General features: G+C 63.4%; 13 protein-coding genes and 2 tRNA genes. All 15 read left to right on the top strand.

From position 1 onward, the window contains the following. Positions 1-113: 113 nt before the first annotated feature. Positions 114-188, top strand: a tRNA-Thr gene (locus RM532_RS14485). A gap of 185 nt (positions 189-373) precedes the next feature. Beyond that, positions 374-1,564 carry an elongation factor Tu gene (gene tuf / locus RM532_RS14480; protein ID WP_311654051.1) on the top strand — a complete coding sequence of 397 codons (1,191 nt, stop codon included), beginning with the start codon at positions 374-376 and terminating at the stop codon, positions 1,562-1,564. A gap of 141 nt (positions 1,565-1,705) precedes the next feature. Continuing rightward, positions 1,706-1,781: transfer RNA gene (locus RM532_RS14475), tRNA-Trp, on the top strand. 37 nt (positions 1,782-1,818) lie between these two features. Continuing rightward, entirely contained in the window at positions 1,819-2,193 is a 375-nt protein-coding gene (secE, locus tag RM532_RS14470; RefSeq protein WP_311654050.1) for a preprotein translocase subunit SecE, read from the top strand. Positions 2,194-2,205: 12 nt separating this feature from the next. Further along, on the top strand, positions 2,206-2,739 hold the full coding sequence (nusG, locus tag RM532_RS14465) for a transcription termination/antitermination protein NusG (RefSeq protein ID WP_311654049.1): 534 nt from the start codon (positions 2,206-2,208) through the stop codon (positions 2,737-2,739). Positions 2,740-2,886: 147 nt separating this feature from the next. Next, on the top strand, positions 2,887-3,315 hold the full coding sequence (rplK, locus tag RM532_RS14460; protein WP_311654048.1) for a 50S ribosomal protein L11: 429 nt from the start codon (positions 2,887-2,889) through the stop codon (positions 3,313-3,315). Positions 3,316-3,319: 4 nt separating this feature from the next. Then, on the top strand, positions 3,320-4,015 hold the full coding sequence (rplA, locus tag RM532_RS14455; protein WP_311654047.1) for a 50S ribosomal protein L1: 696 nt from the start codon (positions 3,320-3,322) through the stop codon (positions 4,013-4,015). A 271-nt stretch (positions 4,016-4,286) separates the two neighbouring features. After that, positions 4,287-4,814, top strand: coding sequence for a 50S ribosomal protein L10 (gene rplJ / locus RM532_RS14450; protein WP_311654046.1), 528 nt, complete (start codon positions 4,287-4,289; stop codon positions 4,812-4,814). Positions 4,815-4,904: 90 nt separating this feature from the next. Continuing rightward, entirely contained in the window at positions 4,905-5,291 is a 387-nt protein-coding gene (gene rplL / locus RM532_RS14445; protein WP_311654045.1) for a 50S ribosomal protein L7/L12, read from the top strand. 260 nt (positions 5,292-5,551) lie between these two features. Continuing rightward, the gene (gene rpoB / locus RM532_RS14440; RefSeq protein WP_311654052.1) at positions 5,552-9,637 is read left to right on the top strand and encodes a DNA-directed RNA polymerase subunit beta; all 4,086 of its coding nucleotides are present in this window, start codon (positions 5,552-5,554) and stop codon (positions 9,635-9,637) included. A 98-nt stretch (positions 9,638-9,735) separates the two neighbouring features. Beyond that, entirely contained in the window at positions 9,736-13,974 is a 4,239-nt protein-coding gene (gene rpoC, locus RM532_RS14435; protein WP_311654044.1) for a DNA-directed RNA polymerase subunit beta', read from the top strand. A gap of 148 nt (positions 13,975-14,122) precedes the next feature. Further along, positions 14,123-14,497 carry a 30S ribosomal protein S12 gene (gene rpsL, locus RM532_RS14430; RefSeq protein ID WP_311654043.1) on the top strand — a complete coding sequence of 125 codons (375 nt, stop codon included), beginning with the start codon at positions 14,123-14,125 and terminating at the stop codon, positions 14,495-14,497. Positions 14,498-14,509: 12 nt separating this feature from the next. Further along, the gene (gene rpsG / locus RM532_RS14425) at positions 14,510-14,983 is read left to right on the top strand and encodes a 30S ribosomal protein S7 (RefSeq protein ID WP_311654042.1); all 474 of its coding nucleotides are present in this window, start codon (positions 14,510-14,512) and stop codon (positions 14,981-14,983) included. A 36-nt stretch (positions 14,984-15,019) separates the two neighbouring features. Then, a complete protein-coding gene (fusA, locus tag RM532_RS14420; RefSeq protein ID WP_311654041.1) occupies positions 15,020-17,134 on the top strand; it encodes an elongation factor G in 2,115 nt (704 codons plus the stop codon). 12 nt (positions 17,135-17,146) lie between these two features. Further along, a complete protein-coding gene (gene tuf, locus RM532_RS14415) occupies positions 17,147-18,337 on the top strand; it encodes an elongation factor Tu (RefSeq protein ID WP_311654040.1) in 1,191 nt (396 codons plus the stop codon). Positions 18,338-18,458: the final 121 nt, after the last annotated feature.

Raw genomic sequence — 18,458 nt, 5'->3', positions numbered from 1 at the left:
GTCGATGCCATCCGTGGCATCGACCCTGCGGGCTCGCAAAGCTCGCGTCCCTTCGGCATCATGCCTCGGGGTCCATGCGAATCGGTCGATTCCCATCGCCCGCTCCAGATCACGCCCGGATAGCTCAGTGGTAGAGCACTCCCTTGGTAAGGGAGAGGTCGGCGGTTCAAATCCGCTTCCGGGCTCCATGTTTATTCCGCCGGTGGGGCTTCCAGCCGCCACGGTGGAAGACGAGTTGAGAACGCGGTTCTCGGTTCGCTACCGGCCGGGCATACCGGCCGTTGGCACGGCCTTGTGCCATTGGGAGTCGTAAGACGTCTCCTTGTCGGGAAGGTTTCGGGAAACGGACTAGATACAAAGGTAGGCAGCATCCATGTCCAAAGCAAAATTCGAGCGCAGCAAGCCGCACGTGAATGTGGGCACGATTGGTCATGTTGACCATGGCAAGACGACGTTGACGGCGGCGTTGACGGTGGTATCGAACCGGTTGTTCGGGTCGGAGCTGTCGGCGTTTGACATGATTGACAAGGCGCCGGAAGAGAAGGCGCGCGGCATCACGATTTCGACCTCGCACGTCGAGTACGAATCGGAAGGCCGTCACTACGCCCACGTGGACTGCCCGGGTCACGCCGACTACGTCAAGAACATGATCACCGGTGCCGCGCAGATGGACGGTGCGATTCTGGTGGTGAGCGCGGCCGACGGCCCCATGCCGCAGACGCGCGAGCACATCCTGCTGTCGCGCCAGGTTGGCGTGCCGCACATCGTCGTGTACCTGAACAAGGCCGACATGGTCGACGACGCCGAGCTGCTCGAGCTGGTGGAAATGGAAGTGCGTGAGTTGCTCGACGCCTACGACTTCCCCGGCGACGACACCCCCGTGATCGTCGGCAGCGCCCTCAAGGCCCTGGAAGGCGAAGAATCCGAGCACGGCATCGAATCCATCGTCAAGCTGGTACGGGCGATGGACGACTTCATCCCCGAGCCCGACCGCGCCGTGGACGGTGCCTTCATCATGCCGGTGGAAGACGTCTTCTCCATCTCCGGCCGCGGCACCGTGGCCACCGGCCGCATCGAGCGTGGCATCGTCAAGGTGGGCGACGAGATCGCGATTGTCGGCCTCAAGGACACCGCCAAGACCACCGTCACCGGCGTGGAAATGTTCCGCAAGCTGCTTGACGAAGGCCGGGCGGGCGACAACGTTGGCATCCTGCTTCGCGGCACCAAGCGCGAAGACATCGAGCGTGGCCAGGTGCTGGCCAAGCCGGGCAGCATCACCCCGCACACCAAGTTCGAGTGCGAAGTGTACGTTCTGAAGAAGGAAGAGGGCGGTCGCCACACCCCGTTCTTCAAGGGCTACCGGCCGCAGTTCTACTTCCGCACCACCGACGTGACGGGTGCCTGTGAGCTGCCGGCGGATGTCGAGATGGTGATGCCGGGAGACAACGTCACCATGAACGTGGAACTGATTGCCCCGATTGCCATGGAAGAAGGCCTGCGTTTCGCGATTCGCGAAGGTGGCCGGACCGTGGGCGCCGGGGTGGTGACCAAGATTACGGAGTAGGCTGAAAAGGCCGCCGCCCCGGGGTGACCAGTGCGGCCCGGGGCGACCTTTCCAGCAGGCCGTATTCCCCGATTGCGAGCGACGCTTGTCGGTGTCCGCAGTTGTGGTACCATCCGCCTCCTTTTTCGGCGGCGCATCGACAGGCCAGTAGCTCAATTGGCAGAGCAGCGGTCTCCAAAACCGCAGGTTGGGGGTTCGAGTCCCTCCTGGCCTGCCATATCAGTGTGCTGACCCGGTTCAGGATTTTAGATTCCATGGCAACTCAGGAAGAACACGGCAGTTCCGCGAAGGACACCGCGCTGCTCTGGCTGGCGGTGCTCGTCCTCGGCGGCAGCATGTTCGCCTATTACTGGTTCGAGCCGCAGTACAGTGATCTCGTGCGGGTGCTCGGCATGCTGGCGGGGGCGGCCGTGGCGGTGTTCATCGGTCTGCAGAGCGCGACCGGCAAGACCGCCTGGTCCTATATACAGGGGTCGCGCACCGAGTTGCGCCGGGTCGTATGGCCGGGTCGTCAGGAAACCATTCAGACCACGTTGATGGTCATTGTTGTAGTCATGATTCTTGCCGTTTTTATCTGGGCACTGGACGTGATGCTCGCATGGGGTGTGCAGATGTTGACGGGTCGATAGGGGGGTGTGGTGATGGCCAAGCGTTGGTACGTCGTTCATGCCTATTCCCAGTACGAGAATCAGGTCAAAAAGGCGCTGATCGAGCACGTCAGGCGCCACGAGATGGAAGAGCACTTCGGTGACATCCTGGTGCCCACCGAGGAAGTGGTCGAGATCAAGGAAGGACAGCGCCGTACGACGGAGCGCAAGTTCTTCCCCGGCTACGTACTCGTCAACATGGAAATGAACGACGACACCTGGCATCTGGTGAAGAACGTGCCGAAGGTGTTGGGTTTCATCGGCGGTACCGCGGATCGTCCGGCACCGATTTCCGACAAGGAAGCCGCGCAGATACTGAACCGGGTGGAAGAGTCGGTGGAAAAGCCCCGGCCCAAGACCCTGTTCGAACCGGGCCAGGAAGTGCGCGTCACCGACGGTCCGTTCGCCGACTTCAACGGCGTGGTCGAGGAAGTCAATTACGACAAGAATCGCCTGCGGGTGGCGGTGATGATCTTCGGGCGTTCCACGCCGGTGGATCTGGATTTCTCGCAGGTCGAGAAGGGATAACGCAGTTTCGCGTTTCGTGTTGCCGGTATCGTGCCGAAGGGTGGCCCAGGCGCCCCGCTCACGACATTGGCAGGCGAGGCATTTCACTGATCTGGGAGCCGCGGGCGGTTCGTCCGACCCTGGCGCTGGCACCAGAAAGAGGTAATCATGGCTAAGAAGATCAGCTCGTACATCAAGCTGCAGATTCCGGCCGGCAAGGCCAACCCGAGCCCCCCGGTGGGCCCGGCGCTGGGTCAGCACGGCGTCAACATCATGGAATTCTGCAAGGCGTTCAACGCCGAAACCCAGGACACCGAGGCCGGCCTGCCGATTCCGGTGGTGATCACGGTCTACGCCGATCGCAGCTTCTCGTTCGTCAAGAAGACGCCGCCGGCATCGATCCTGCTCAAGAAGGCCGCCAAGATCGACAAGGGCGCCGCCGATCCGCTCAAGGAGAAGGTGGGCCAGGTCACGCGTGCGCAGCTCGAGGAGATCGCCGAGACCAAGTGGCCGGATCTCAACGCGGCCGACATGGATGCCGCAGTGGCGATTATTGCAGGTAGCGCCCGGAGCATGGGCATCAAGGTGGAGGGCTGAAGTCATGGCAAAACTCTCCAAGCGTCAGCGGCTGTTCCAGGAAAAGGTCGACGCCGAGCGCGCCTACTCGCTGGACGAGGCGATCACGCTGCTCAAGGAACTTTCCAGCGCCCGTTTCAACGAGTCGGTGGAAGTCGCGGTCAACCTCGGTGTTGATCCGCGCAAGTCCGACCAGAACGTGCGTGGCTCCACCGTCATGCCCAACGGCACCGGCAAGAGCGTGCGCGTGGCAGTCTTCGCCCAGGGCGACAAGGCCGATGCCGCCCGCGAGGCGGGCGCCGATATCGTGGGCTTCGACGACCTGGCCGAGCAGATTCAGGGCGGCGAGATCAACTTTGATGTGGTCATTGCCTCGCCGGATGCAATGCCGGTGGTGGGCAAGCTGGGCCAGATCCTCGGGCCGAAGGGCCTGATGCCGAACCCCAAGACCGGCACCGTCACCGCCGATGTGGCGACTGCCGTGACCAACGCCAAGGCGGGTCAGGTCCAGTACCGTACCGACAAGGGCGGCATCATCCATTGCGGCATCGGCAAGCTGGATTTCGATGCCGAGGCATTGACCCAGAATCTCAATGCGCTGATCGCCGATCTCAAGAAGGCGAAGCCCGCCAACGCCAAGGGCATTTATCTCCGGAAGATGACGCTGTCCACGACCATGGGTCCGGGGATAACCATCGATCATTCCGGCGTCGCCGCCTGAGGCGACACCCGATTAACCGCACCGGTCGGCCTCGGCTGACCGGTGCGGCAGAGGAATCTTTGCTGCGTAGCCCATCGAACAAGGCTGCGTCGTCAAAGACCGCCGGTGGCCGGCCTCACGGTCGGCATTAAAGGCGAATCAACGCCGGCCTGCGCAGATGGCGTGTCGTTTTTGTCGCGATTCGCCGTTGAACGGCACCGGTCCCGTGACCGGCGTCATCAAGGGAATCGGCGTCGTGTGTTGCGGCGTCGAACGACAAGGAGTGATGGCTATGGCCATGAGTTATGAAGCCAAGAAGGCCATGGTTGCGGAAGTCAGTGACGTGGCTGGCCGTGCCCATTCCGCCGTGCTGGCGGAATACCGCGGGATGACCGCGGGCCAGATGGACGATCTTCGGGTCAAGGCACGCGAGGGCGGCGCCTACCTGAAGGTGGTCAAGAACAATCTGGCCCGGATCGCGCTCAAGGGCACGGACTACGAGTGCATGAATGATGCATTCGTGGGGCCGGTGATCCTGGGATTCTCCCTGGAGGATCCGGGCTCGGCCGCGCGAGTGATCAGCGGTTTCATGAAGGGTAATCAGACCCTGAAGGTGACCGCGATCGCATTCTCCGGGCAGATGCTGCCGGGCGAACAGCTCGACCGCCTTGCCAAGCTGCCGACCCGTGACGAGGCGCTGGCCCAGCTGATGGGCGTGATGACCGCGCCGATCACCAAGCTGGTCCGCACCACGCGCGAACCGGTGGCACAGGTTGCCCGTGCCACGGCGGCGGTGCGAGATCAGAAGCAGGCCGCCTGATACCGCGGGTCCGGCACAACCGGATCACCATGGTCTTAACGATAACCGAAGGCGGCCCCGGCCGCTGATACTGAACAGGAGCAAATGAAGATGGCTGCTAGCAAGGAAGAAGTACTCGAAGCGATCAGCGAGATGTCCGTGATGGACGTGGTCGAGCTGGTCGAGATGATGGAAGAGAAGTTCGGCGTGTCTGCCGCGGCGCCGGTGGCGGTTGCCGCTGGTGGTGCTGCCGGCGGTGACGCCGGTGGCGAGGCTGCCGAGGAGCAGACCGAGTTCGACGTCGTCATGTCCAGCTTCGGCGAAAACAAGGTCGGCGCCATCAAGGCCGTCCGTGCCATCACCGGCCTGGGTCTCAAGGAGGCCAAGGAACTGGTCGAGGGTGCGCCGTCCACGATCAAGGAAGGCGTTTCCAAGGACGATGCCGCGGAAATGAAGAAGCAGCTGGAAGAAGCTGGCGCGTCCGTCGAGCTCAAGTGATCGGCGTCGGTTCATTGCCGACATCCGTTTACATGGCCGCCGTGTGCGGGCCGGGGGATTCCCCGGCTCGCGTGCGGCGTTCAGATTGAGCTATAATCGCGCGACAGTTGCTCACGACCATATTTCGACAACGCTGACAGAATTCGGCTGGTAGCCCAGAGGCTGCCGGCCTTTTCCCGTTGTCCGACTCTGGCCGCGCCAATAGCGGCCCCGTGCCGCCGCCATTCCGATGGCGCATCTCGATGAGGTTTGCAACAGACATGGCCTACTCTTTCACCGAGAAAAAGCGCATCCGCAAGGATTTTGCCAAGCAGCATTCCGTGCTGGAGCTGCCGTTCCTGCTGGCCACCCAGCTGGGCTCGTACCGGCAGTTCCTGCAGGTTGATCTCGATCCCGCCCGCCGAAACGACATCGGCCTGCACAGCGCCTTCAGCTCGGTCTTCCCGATGGTCAGCTATTCGGGCAGCGCCGCGCTGGAGTATGTCAGCTACCGTCTCGGTGAGCCGGCCTTCGACGAGAAGGAATGCCGCATCCGCGGGTTGACCTACTCGGCGCCGCTGCGGGTAACCGTGCGCCTGGTCATCTACGACAAGGAAAGCAAGGCCAACCCGAAGCCGGTCAAGGATATCCGCGAGCAGGAAGTCTACATGGGCGAATTGCCGCTCATGACCGATACCGGCACTTTCATCATCAACGGCACCGAGCGGGTGATCGTCAACCAGCTGCACCGCTCGCCGGGCGTCTTCTTCGATCACGACCGGGGCAAGTCGCACTCGTCGGGCAAGTTCCTGTACTCCGCCCGGGTGATTCCGTACCGCGGGTCCTGGCTGGACTTCGAGTTCGATGCCAAGGACAACCTCTACGTGCGCATCGATCGCCGCCGCAAGCTTCCGGCGACGGTGCTGCTGCGGGCGCTGGGCTATGACACCGAGCAGATGCTCGAGATGTTCCACGACACCAACATGTTCCACCTCACCGACAAGAAGGTGGAGATGGAGCTGGTGCCCGAGCGCCTGCGCGGCGAAACGGCCACCTTCGATATCAAGGCCGGCCGCAAGGTGGTGGTCGAGGAAGGCCGCCGCATTACCGTGCGCCATATTCGCCAGCTGGAAGAGGCGGGCGTCAACAAGCTGGACGTGCCCGAGGCCTACCTGGTGGGCAAGGTGCTGGCACGCAACATCGTCGATACCGACAGCGGCGAGGTGCTGGCCGCGGCCAACGAGGAGATCACCGAGGAAACGGTCGAATCCTTCCGGGCCGCGGGTATCAAGGATATTCCGACCCTCTACATCAACGATCTGGACCACGGTCCGTACATTTCCAACACGCTGCAGGTGGATACCACCACCACGCCGCTGGAAGCGCTGGTGGAAATCTACCGCATGATGCGTCCGGGCGAGCCGCCAACCAAGGACGCGGCGGAAAGCCTGTTCGGCAATTTGTTCTTCAACGCCGAGCGCTACGATCTGTCGGCTGTCGGCCGGATGAAGTTCAACCGCCGCCTGGGTCGCGACGAGGTCACCGGGGAATCGGTCCTGTCCAACGATGACATCGCCGCGGTGATGCGTGAACTGATCAGTATCCGCAACGGCATCGGCACCACGGATGACATCGACCATCTCGGCAACCGCCGCGTGCGTTCGGTGGGCGAGATGGCCGAGAACGCCTTCCGCACCGGCCTGGTCCGGGTCGAGCGCGCCGTGCGCGAGCGCCTGAGTATGGCCGAGAGCGAGGGCCTGATGCCCCAGGATCTTATCAACGCCAAGCCGGTGGCGGCGGCGGTGAAGGAGTTCTTCGGCTCCTCGCAGCTGTCGCAGTTCATGGATCAGAACAATCCGCTATCCGAGGTCACCCACAAGCGCCGCGTGTCGGCACTGGGCCCGGGTGGTCTGACCCGCGAGCGCGCCGGTTTCGAGGTGCGCGACGTGCACCCTACCCATTACGGCCGTATCTGCCCGATCGAGACGCCGGAAGGCCCGAACATCGGCCTGATCAACTCCCTGTCGGTCTATGCCCGGACCAACGACTACGGTTTCCTGGAGACGCCCTACCGCCGGGTGTCCGATGGACAGGTCACCGACGAGGTGGAATACCTGTCGGCGATCGAGGAAGGCCGTTACGTGATCGCCCAGGCCAATGCCAAGACCGATGACAAGGGTCGCCTGGTCAACGAGCTGGTGTCCTGTCGGCACGCCAACGAATTCACCCTGGCTTCGCCGGACCGCGTCCAGTTCATGGACGTGTCGCCCAAGCAGATCATGTCGGTGGCCGCGGCCCTGGTGCCGTTCCTGGAGCATGATGACGCCAACCGCGCCCTGATGGGGGCGAATATGCAGCGTCAGGCCGTGCCCTGCCTGCGGGCGGACAAGCCGCTGGTGGGTACCGGCATCGAGCGCAAGGTGGCGATCGACTCCGGCAATGCCGTGACCGCGCGTCGCGGCGGGCTGGTGGACAAGGTCGACGCCGCCCGCATCGTGGTGCGGGTCAACGACGACGAGACCTCCGCCGAGGAGGCCGGCGTCGACATCTACAACATGGTCAAGTACACCCGTTCCAACCAGAACACCTGCATGAACCAGAAGCCGCTGGTCAAGCCCGGCGACGTGGTGGCCCGCGGTGATGTGCTGGCCGACGGGCCCAGCACCGACATGGGCGAACTGGCCCTGGGCCAGAACATGCTGTGCGCGTTCATGCCCTGGAATGGCTACAACTTCGAGGATTCCATCCTGATCTCGGAGCGGGTGGTCGAGCAGGATCGTTTCACCTCGGTGCACATCGAGGAAATGACCTGTGTGGCCCGCGAGACCAAGCTGGGCCCGGAAGAGATCACCGCGGACATCCCCAACGTCAACGAGTCGGCGCTGCAGAAGCTGGACGAGTCCGGCATCGCCTTCATCGGCGCCGAGGTCAAGTCCGGCGACATCCTGGTGGGCAAGGTCACGCCCAAGGGCGAATCGCAGCTTACCCCGGAGGAAAAGCTTCTGCGGGCAATCTTCGGCGAAAAGGCCTCGGACGTGAAGGACACGTCCCAGCGCGTGCCGCCGGGCATGGACGGCACCGTGATCGACGTGCGGGTGTTCACCCGTGACGGCGTCGAGAAGGATGCCCGGGCGCTGTCCATCGAGGAAGACGAGATCAAGGACGTGCGCAAGGATCTGAACGATCAGCTGCGCATCTTCGAGGACGACATCTTCGATCGCCTGCGCACCATGCTCATGGGCAAGGTGGCGGACGGCGGTCCCGGCAAGCTCAAGGCCGGCGCCAAGATTTCCGCCGCGTACCTGGATGAACTGGACCGCAACAAGTGGTTCGACATCCGGCTGCGCAACGAGGAATCCCAGGCCCAGCTCGAGGCCATGGCCAAGCGCCTGAAGGATCAGAAGGCCGAGTTCGATCGGCGCTTCGCCAACAAGAAGGAGAAGATCACCCAGGGCGACGAGCTGGCTCCGGGCGTACTCAAGATGGTCAAGGTCTACCTGGCGGTGAAGCGTCGCTTCCAGCCGGGCGACAAGATGGCCGGCCGTCATGGCAACAAGGGCGTGGTCTCGCAGATCGTGCCGGTGGAAGACATGCCGCATCTCGAGGACGGTACCCCGGTCGACATCGCCCTGAACCCGCTGGGTGTGCCGTCGCGCATGAACATCGGGCAGGTGCTGGAGATTCACCTGGGCTGGGCGGCCCGTGGCATCGGTCACCGCATCGACGAGATGCTGGAGCAGCAGAAAGCGGTTGCCGATATCCGCGGCTTCCTGGAGAAGGTCTACGCCACCACCGGGTCGCATCCGGAGAACATCGGCAGCCTCAGCGATGACGAAGTGATTACGCTGGCCGGGAATCTGGTGGGTGGCCTGCCGACCGCCACTCCGGTGTTCGACGGCGCGCACGAGGACGAGATCCGCGAACTGCTCAAGCTGGCCGGGCTGCCGGAGTCCGGGCAGGCCACGCTGATCGACGGCCGCACCGGCGAGGCCTTCAGCCGGAAGGTGACCGTGGGCTACATGTACATGCTCAAGCTCAACCATCTGATCGACGACAAGATGCATGCGCGTTCCACCGGGCCGTACAGCCTGGTCACCCAGCAGCCGCTGGGCGGCAAGGCCCAGTTCGGTGGTCAGCGCTTCGGCGAGATGGAGGTATGGGCGCTGGAGGCCTATGGCGCGGCCTACACCCTCCAGGAAATGCTTACGGTGAAGTCCGACGATGTCACCGGACGCACCCGCATGTACAAGAACATCGTGGACGGCAACCACCAGATGGAGGCGGGCATGCCCGAGTCGTTCAACGTGCTGACCAAGGAGATCCGCTCGCTGGGTCTGAACATCGAGCTGGAAGAGGACGACAAGTGAGGGGGTGCGCTACCCGCTGATGCGGGTTCGGTGAACCCGGCCGGCAGCGGCCGGGCCTCGCCCCGCCACCTTCACGCCTTACGCTTGCGGAGCAAGAAATGAGAGATCTGCTTAACCTGTTCAAGACCGAGGATCACGTCGAGGAGTTCGACGCGCTCCGTATCAGCCTCGCGGCGCCGGACACGATCCGCTCCTGGTCCTTCGGCGAGGTCAAGAAGCCGGAAACGATCAACTACCGCACCTTCAAGCCGGAGCGGGACGGGCTGTTCTGTGCCCGCATCTTCGGCCCGGTGAAGGATTACGAGTGCCTGTGCGGCAAGTACAAGCGCATGAAGCACCGCGGCGTGATCTGCGAGAAGTGCGGCGTCGAGGTCACCCAGACCAAGGTGCGGCGCGAGCGCATGGGTCACATCGATCTGGCCTCGCCGGTTGCGCATATCTGGTTCCTCAAGAGCCTGCCGTCGCGCATCGGCCTGCTGATCGACATGCCGTTGCGGGCGATCGAGCGCATTCTCTACTTCGAGGCCTTCGTGGTCGTGGACGGCGGCATGACGCCGATGGAAGTCGGCACCCTGCTCACCGAAGAGGAATACCTCGATACGGTCGAGCAGTACGGCGACGAGTTCGACGCCCGCATGGGCGCCGAAGCGGTGCTGGAGCTGCTCAAGCAGATCGACATGCCGACCGAAGCCGCCAAGCTCCGCGAGGAGATGAACGCCACCGGCTCGGAAACCAAGATCAAGCGTCTGGGCAAGCGCCTCAAGCTGATCGACAATTTCATGCATTCCGGCAACAAGCCGGAATGGATGATCATGGACGTGCTGCCGGTGCTGCCGCCGGATCTGCGGCCGCTGGTGCCGCTGGACGGTGGCCGCTTCGCCACCTCGGATCTCAACGATCTCTACCGGCGCGTGATCAACCGCAACAACCGCCTGCGCCGGCTGCTGGAACTCAACGCCCCGGACATCATCGTGCGCAACGAAAAGCGCATGCTGCAGGAGTCGGTGGACGCGCTGATCGACAACGGCCGCCGCGGCCGCGCCATCACCGGTTCCAACAAGCGCCCGCTCAAGTCGCTGGCCGACATGATCAAGGGCAAGCAGGGCCGCTTCCGTCAGAACCTGCTGGGCAAGCGCGTCGACTACTCCGGCCGCTCGGTTATTGTGGTCGGGCCCACGCTGAAACTGCACCAGTGCGGTCTGCCCAAGAAGATGGCGCTGGAACTGTTCAAGCCCTTCATCTTCAGCCGCCTGCAGCGGCTGGGTCTGGCCTCGACCATCAAGGCCGCCAAGAAGATGGTGGAGCGCGAGGAGCCGGAAGTCTGGGACATGCTCGAGGAAGTCATCCGCGAGCACCCGGTCATGCTCAACCGCGCGCCCACGCTGCATCGCCTCGGCATCCAGGCGTTCGAGCCGGTGCTGATCGAAGGCAAGGCCATCCAGCTGCATCCGCTGGTGTGCACCGCCTTCAACGCGGACTTCGACGGCGACCAGATGGCCGTGCACGTTCCGCTGTCGCTGGAAGCGCAGCTGGAAGCCCGCGTGCTGATGATGGCCTCCAACAACATCCTGTCGCCGGCGTCCGGTGCACCGATCATCGTGCCCACCCAGGACGTGGTGCTGGGTCTTTACTGGATGACCCGCGAACGGGTGAACGCGCCGGGTGAAGGCATGATCTTCGCCGACGTGCCGGAGCTGCGCCGGGCCTACGATTCCGACGCGGTCGATCTCCAGGCCAAAGTGCGGGTGCGCATCGATGACGTCGAACGCGACGAGGCCGGGGAACTGCACCGCAAGACCCACATCGTGGATACCACGGTGGGCCGGGCGTTGCTGTCGGAAATCCTGCCGGATTCGCTGCCGTTCTCGCTGATCAACCGTGAACTCGACAAGAAGGCGGTCGGCGACGTGATCAACGTGGCCTACCGCGAGGCCGGTCTCAAGGACACCGTGGTGTTCGCCGACCAGCTCATGTACACCGGTTTCCGTCTGTCCACCAAGGCGGGTATTTCCATCGGTCTGGACGACATGGTGGTGCCGCCGGAGAAGGCCAGGTTCCTGGCCCACGCCGAGGACGAGGTCAAGGAAATCGAGCAGCAGTACACCTCGGGTCTGGTGACCCAGGGCGAGCGTTACAACAAGGTCATCGACATCTGGTCGCGTGCCAACGAGCAGATCGCCGCGGCGATGATGAACCAGCTCGGTACCGACACCGTGACCGATGCGGACGGTAATTCAGTCGACCAGGACTCGTTCAACTCGATCTTCATGATGGCCGACTCGGGCGCCCGAGGCAGTGCCGCCCAGATTCGTCAGCTCGCCGGCATGCGAGGCCTGATGGCCAAGCCGGACGGCTCCATCATCGAGACGCCGATCACCGCGAACTTCCGCGAGGGTCTGAACGTCCTGCAGTACTTCATCTCCACCCACGGCGCCCGCAAGGGTCTGGCCGATACCGCGCTCAAGACCGCCAACTCGGGTTACCTGACCCGCCGCCTGGTCGACGTGGCCCAGGACGTGGTCGTGACCGAGCCGGATTGCGACACCGAGGAAGGTGTGTGGATGTATCCGATCGTGGAGGGTGGTGACGTGGTCGAGCCCCTGCGCGAGCGGGTGCTGGGCCGGGTGCTGGCCAAGGACGTGCTCAAGCCGGGCAGCGACGATGTGCTGGTCGAGTCCGGCACGCTGCTGGACGAGAAGCTGGTCAGTTACATCGAGGACAACTCGGTCGACGAGCTGTTCGTGCGCAGCCCGATCACCTGTGAAACGTCGTTCGGCGTCTGCGCCCAGTGCTACGGCCGCGACCTGGCGCGCGGTCAGCTGGTCAACATCGGCGAGGCCGTGGGCGTGATTGCCGCCCAGAGTATCGGCGAGCCGGGTACTCAGCTCACCATGCGTACCTTCCACGTGGGTGGTGCGGCGTCCCGTGCGGTGTCCGCCGACGGCGTGGCCGCCAAATCCGGCGGTACCGCCAAGCTGCACAACATCAAGACCGTGCAGCATGCGGAAGGCGGACACCTGGTTGCGGTGTCGCGCTCTGGTGAAGTCGGCGTGCTTGACGAGAACCACCGGGAGAAGGAGCGCTACAAGATTCCCTATGGCGCCACCATCCACGTGGCCGACGGCGACGCGGTCGAGGCCCAGCAGCGGCTGGCCGACTGGGATCCGCACACCCACCCGATCGTCACCGAGGTGGCCGGCAAGGTGAAGTTCGAGGACTTCGTCGACGGCGTCACGGTGCAGCGAGAGGTCGACGAGATTACCGGCGTCTCCACCCTGGTAGTCACCGAGGCGAAATCGCGCGGCTCAGGCGGCAAGGACCTGCGGCCGGTGATCAAGCTGCTGGATGGCAAGGGCAAGGAGCTCAATTTCCCGGGCACCTCCATCCCGGCGGCCTACAGCCTGCCGCCGAAGGCGATCGTGACGGTCGAGGATGGTCAGACCGTGGTGGTGGGCGATATTTGCGCCCGCATTCCGCAGGAATCGTCCAAGACGCGCGATATCACCGGTGGTCTGCCACGCGTGGCCGATCTGTTCGAGGCGCGCAAGCCCAAGGTGCCGGCGATTCTGGCCGAGGCCGCGGGCACCATCCGCTTCGGCGAGGGGACCAAGGGCAAGCAGCGTATCAAGATCGTCGACGCCGACGGCAGCGAGACCGAGCTGCTGGTGCCCAAGTGGCGGCAGATCAACGTGTTCGAGGGTGAGCACGTGGACAAGGGCGAAATCATCTCCGATGGTGAGCCCATGCCGCATGACATCCTGCGGCTGCAGGGCATCCCCAAGCTGGCCGAGTACCTGGTCAAGGAAATCCAGGATGTGTACCGCCTGCAGGGCGTGCGCATCAACGACAAGCACATCGAGGCGATCATTCGACAGATGCTGCGGCGGGTGGAAATCCTGGACCCGGGCGATACCCGTTTCCTGCAGGGCGAGCAGATCGAGTACCAGACGTTCCTGGAAGAAAACCGGCGTATTCAGGCCCGCGAAGAGCAGCCCGCCACCTGCGAGCGGCTGTTGCTGGGTATTACCAAGGCGAGTCTGTCGACCGAATCCTTCATCTCCGCGGCGTCCTTCCAGGAAACCACCCGCGTACTCACCGAAGCCTCGGTGCGGGGCGCGCGTGACGATCTGCGCGGCCTGAAGGAGAACGTCATCGTCGGCCGCCTGATCCCGGCCGGTACCGGTCTGGCCTACCACGAGCAGCGTCGGCGTGACCGCGCCGGGTTGCTCGGTTTCCCCGATGCCGCCCCGGCGGCCGCGGTGGAAGAAGAGGCCCTGACCCTCGAGTCGGAACCGTCCGCCGAGGCCGGCGACAGCGCCGACGACGACCAGGCGTAGACGTTTTGCCCGCGCCGGGGCCCGTTCTGCGGCCCCGGCGCGGTATATCTTGACACCCGGGGTGGGAGTCTTTAGTATTCGCCGCCTCGCCGTGACAGGCCGGGTGCCCCCGGCCTGTCTTTTATTACCGGAAACAAGGTTTTAGCTCGTGGCTACGGTGAATCAGCTCGTCCGTAAGGGACGCAAGAACAAACCGGTCAAGAACGCCGTGCCGGCGCTGCAGGGATGCCCGCAGCGACGGGGTGTTTGCACCCGCGTGTACACGACCACCCCCAAGAAGCCGAACTCTGCGCTGCGCAAAGTCGCCCGCGTACGGCTGACCAATGGTTTCGAGGTCACCAGCTACATTGGTGGTGAAGGTCATAACCTGCAGGAGCACTCGGTGGTGCTGATTCGCGGCGGTCGTGTCAAGGACTTGCCCGGTGTGCGTTATCACACGGTGCGTGGCGCGCTGGACGCGTCCGGCGTCGAGGCTCGTCGCCAGGGCCGTTCCAAGTACGGCGCCAAGAAGCCGAAGTCCTAAGGAGTCGAGACGATGTCACGCCGAGCTGCCGCACCCAAGCGCGAAATACTGCCGGATCCCAAGTTCAAGAGCGACCTGCTTGCCAAGTTCATGAACATGCTCATGCGCGACGGCAAGAAGTCCAAGGCCGAGGCCATCATGTATGGCGCGCTGACCGAAATCTCGTCGCGCAAGAAGACCGACAATCCACTGGAAGTACTGGAAGAGGCGTTGGACAACGTTCGTCCGGCGGTCGAAGTCAAGTCCCGGCGTGTCGGCGGTGCCACCTACCAGGTGCCGGTCGAGGTGCGCGCCGTGCGTCGCACCACGCTGGCGATGCGCTGGCTTATCGATGCTTCCCGCAAGCGCGGCGAGCATTCCATGGCCCGGCGGCTGGCCGGCGAAGTGATGGACGCAGCCGAGTATCGCGGCGCGGCGGTCAAGAAGCGGGAAGACACGCATCGCATGGCCGAAGCCAACAAGGCGTTTTCGCACTTCCGCTGGTAAGCGGTCGCGACATTCGACACTACTGCAGAGATTTCCATGCCCCGCAAGCATCCCATTGAGCGCTATCGCAATATCGGCATCATGGCCCATATTGATGCCGGCAAGACGACGACGACCGAGCGCATTCTTTACTACACCGGCATCTCCCACAAGATGGGCGAGGTGCATGACGGCGCGGCCGTCATGGACTGGATGGCGCAGGAGCAGGAGCGCGGTATCACCATTACCTCGGCGGCCACCACCTGTTTCTGGCAGGGCATGGAGCAGCAGTTCCCCGAGCAGTACCGCATCAACATCATTGATACGCCCGGACACGTGGACTTCACCATCGAGGTGGAGCGTTCGCTGCGAGTGCTCGACGGCGCCGTGTGTGTGCTGGATGCCAACGCCGGCGTGGAGCCGCAGACCGAAACGGTCTGGCGGCAGGCCAACAAGTACCATGTGCCGCGCATGGTGTTCGTCAACAAGATGGACAAACTCGGCGCGGACTTCTATCGCTGCGTCGACATGATCGACAAGCGCCTGGGTACCAAGCCGGTCCCGGTGCAGCTGCCGATCGGGTCGGAGGACAACTTCGAAGGCGTGATCGACCTGCTGCGCATGCAGGCGATCTACTGGAACGAGGAAGACGCTGGCCGGACGTTCGAGGCCCGCGAGATTCCCGAGGCCCTCAAGGCTGACGCGCAGAAGTACCGCGACGCCATGATCGAGGCCGCCGCGGAAGCCAACGAAGAGCTGATGGACAAGTATCTCGAAGGCGGCGAGCTCACCGACGACGAGATCAAGAACGGCCTGCGTCTGCGCACGCTCTCCACGGAAATCTGCCTGTGCCTTTGTGGCACGGCTTTCAAGAACAAGGGTGTGCAGGCGCTGCTCGACGCGGTGGTCGACTACATGCCGTCGCCGGTGGAAGTGCCGCCGATCAAGGGCGTGGACGCCAACGACGAGGACAAGCCCGTCGAGCGCAACGCCTCCGACGACGAGCCGTTCGCGGCGCTGGTATTCAAGATCGCGACCGACCCTTACGTCGGCTCCCTGGCCTTCATCCGGGTCTATTCCGGCGTGCTCAAGTCGGGTGACTCGATCTACAACTCGATTGACGGCAAGAAGGAGCGCATCGGCCGACTGTTGCAGATGCATTCCAATACCCGCGAAGAGATCAAGGAAGTGCGCGCCGGCGACATCGCCGCGGTGGTCGGGCTCAAGAGCGTGACCACGGGTTACACCCTCTGCGCGCTCGACTCGCAGGTGATCCTGGAGCGCATGGAGTTCCCGGAGCCGGTGATCGCGGTGGCGGTCGAGCCCAAGACCAAGTCGGACCAGGAGAAGATGGGTGTCGCGCTGGGCAAGCTGGCCCAGGAGGATCCTTCCTTCCAGGTGCGTACCGACGAGGAATCCGGTCAGACCATCATCTCCGGCATGGGTGAGCTGCATCTGGAGATCATCGTTGATCGCATGAAGCGCGAGTTCAATGTCGAGGCCAATGTCGGTGCCCCGCAGGTCGCGTATCGCGAAACCATCCGCGCCACGGTCGAGCAGGAAGGCAAGTTCGTGCGCCAGTCGGGCGGCCGTGGTCAGTACGGCCACGTGTGGCTCAAGATCGAGCCGCAGGAAGAAGCGGGCGCGGGTTACGAGTTCGTTAACGCAATTACCGGCGGTGTCGTGCCGAAGGAGTACATTCCGGCGGTCGATAAGGGCGTCCAAGAATGCATGCGGAATGGCGTCATAGCGGGCTATCCGATGGTCGACGTCAAGGTCACCCTGTACGACGGTTCGTACCATGATGTTGACTCCAACGAAACGGCGTTTAAAATCGCTGGCTCGATGGCCTTCCGTGAAGGTGCAAGCAAGGCCAAGCCAGTCCTGCTCGAGCCGATGATGGACGTCGAGGTGGTGACGCCCGAAGAGTACATGGGCGATGTCATGGGCGATCTGAATCGCCGTCGCGGCACCATCAAGCAGATGGAGGACGGACCCACGGGGAAGACCCTGTCCGCCGAAGTGCCGCTGTCCGAGATGTTTGGTTATGCCACGGACGTGCGCTCCATGAGCCAGGGTCGGGCGACCTACACCATGCAGTTTGAAAAGTATTCCGAGGCGCCGGCGAGCATCGCCGACGGCCTGATCAAGAAGCAACCGGCAGAAGCCTAAGGGGAGTTAGCCGTGTCGAAGGCAAAATTCGAGCGCAGCAAGCCGCACGTGAATGTGGGCACGATTGGTCATGTTGACCATGGCAAGACGACGTTGACGGCGGCGTTGACGGTGGTATCGAACCGGTTGTTCGGGTCGGAGCTATCGGCGTTTGACATGATTGACAAGGCGCCGGAAGAAAAGGCGCGCGGCATCACGATTTCGACCTCGCACGTTGAGTACGAATCGGAAGGCCGGCACTACGCCCACGTGGACTGCCCGGGTCACGCCGACTACGTCAAGAACATGATCACCGGTGCCGCGCAGATGGACGGTGCGATTCTGGTGGTGAGCGCGGCCGACGGCCCCATGCCGCAGACGCGCGAGCACATCCTGCTGTCGCGCCAGGTTGGCGTGCCGCACATCGTCGTGTACCTGAACAAGGCCGACATGGTCGACGACGCCGAGCTGCTCGAGCTGGTGGAAATGGAAGTGCGTGAGTTGCTCGACGCCTACGACTTCCCCGGCGACGACACCCCCGTGATCGTCGGCAGCGCCCTCAAGGCCCTGGAAGGCGAAGAATCCGAGCACGGCATCGAATCCATCGTCAAGCTGGTACGGGCGATGGACGACTTCATCCCCGAGCCCGACCGCGCCGTGGACGGTGCCTTCATCATGCCGGTGGAAGACGTCTTCTCCATCTCCGGCCGCGGCACCGTGGCCACCGGCCGCATCGAGCGTGGCATCGTCAAGGTGGGCGACGAGATCGCGATTGTCGGCCTCAAGGACACCGCCAAGACCACCGTCACCGGCGTGGAAATGTTCCGCAAGCTGCTTGACGAAGGCCGGGCGGGCGACAACGTTGGCATCCTGCTTCGCGGCACCAAGCGCGAAGACATCGAGCGTGGCCAGGTGCTGGCCAAGCCGGGCAGCATCACCCCGCACACCAAGTTCGAGTGCGAAGTGTACGTTCTGAAGAAGGAAGAGGGCGGTCGCCACACCCCGTTCTTCAAGGGCTACCGGCCGCAGTTCTACTTCCGCACCACCGACGTGACGGGTGCCTGTGAGCTGCCGGCGGATGTCGAGATGGTGATGCCGGGAGACAACGTCACCATGAACGTGGAACTGATTGCCCCGATTGCCATGGAAGAAGGCCTGCGTTTCGCGATTCGCGAAGGCGGCCGTACCGTGGGTGCCGGAGTGGTGACCAAGATCACCGATTGATTTTTGCGTGATTCCGCGAACCAGCAGTCATCTATCACGGGTCACGAGCAGGGAGTAAGGGTCGTATCTTGATTGGGCTGACGCTCGGTCAGTAATGGAAGCGACAACCTTTCGATAAGCG

The organism is Spectribacter hydrogenoxidans, from assembly GCF_031846275.1.
In the GTDB taxonomy this organism is placed as follows: Bacteria; Pseudomonadota; Gammaproteobacteria; order Nevskiales; family Salinisphaeraceae; genus Spectribacter; species Spectribacter hydrogenoxidans.
This window is presented reverse-complemented; position numbering and strand designations above follow the sequence as displayed.

Excerpts from the sequence above, each read along its gene's own strand:
- rplA (WP_311654047.1), top strand. The coding sequence starts at position 3,320 with ATGGCAAAACTCTCCAAGCGTCAGCGGCTGTTCCAGGAAAAGGTCGAC.
- secE (WP_311654050.1), top strand. The coding sequence starts at position 1,819 with ATGGCAACTCAGGAAGAACACGGCAGTTCCGCGAAGGACACCGCGCTG.
- rpsG (WP_311654042.1), top strand. The coding sequence starts at position 14,510 with ATGTCACGCCGAGCTGCCGCACCCAAGCGCGAAATACTGCCGGATCCC.
- rplK (WP_311654048.1), top strand. The coding sequence starts at position 2,887 with ATGGCTAAGAAGATCAGCTCGTACATCAAGCTGCAGATTCCGGCCGGC.
- fusA (WP_311654041.1), top strand. The coding sequence starts at position 15,020 with ATGCCCCGCAAGCATCCCATTGAGCGCTATCGCAATATCGGCATCATG.
- tuf (WP_311654051.1), top strand. The coding sequence starts at position 374 with ATGTCCAAAGCAAAATTCGAGCGCAGCAAGCCGCACGTGAATGTGGGC.
- rpoC (WP_311654044.1), top strand. The coding sequence starts at position 9,736 with ATGAGAGATCTGCTTAACCTGTTCAAGACCGAGGATCACGTCGAGGAG.
- rplJ (WP_311654046.1), top strand. The coding sequence starts at position 4,287 with ATGGCCATGAGTTATGAAGCCAAGAAGGCCATGGTTGCGGAAGTCAGT.
- rpoB (WP_311654052.1), top strand. The coding sequence starts at position 5,552 with ATGGCCTACTCTTTCACCGAGAAAAAGCGCATCCGCAAGGATTTTGCC.
- nusG (WP_311654049.1), top strand. The coding sequence starts at position 2,206 with ATGGCCAAGCGTTGGTACGTCGTTCATGCCTATTCCCAGTACGAGAAT.
- rplL (WP_311654045.1), top strand. The coding sequence starts at position 4,905 with ATGGCTGCTAGCAAGGAAGAAGTACTCGAAGCGATCAGCGAGATGTCC.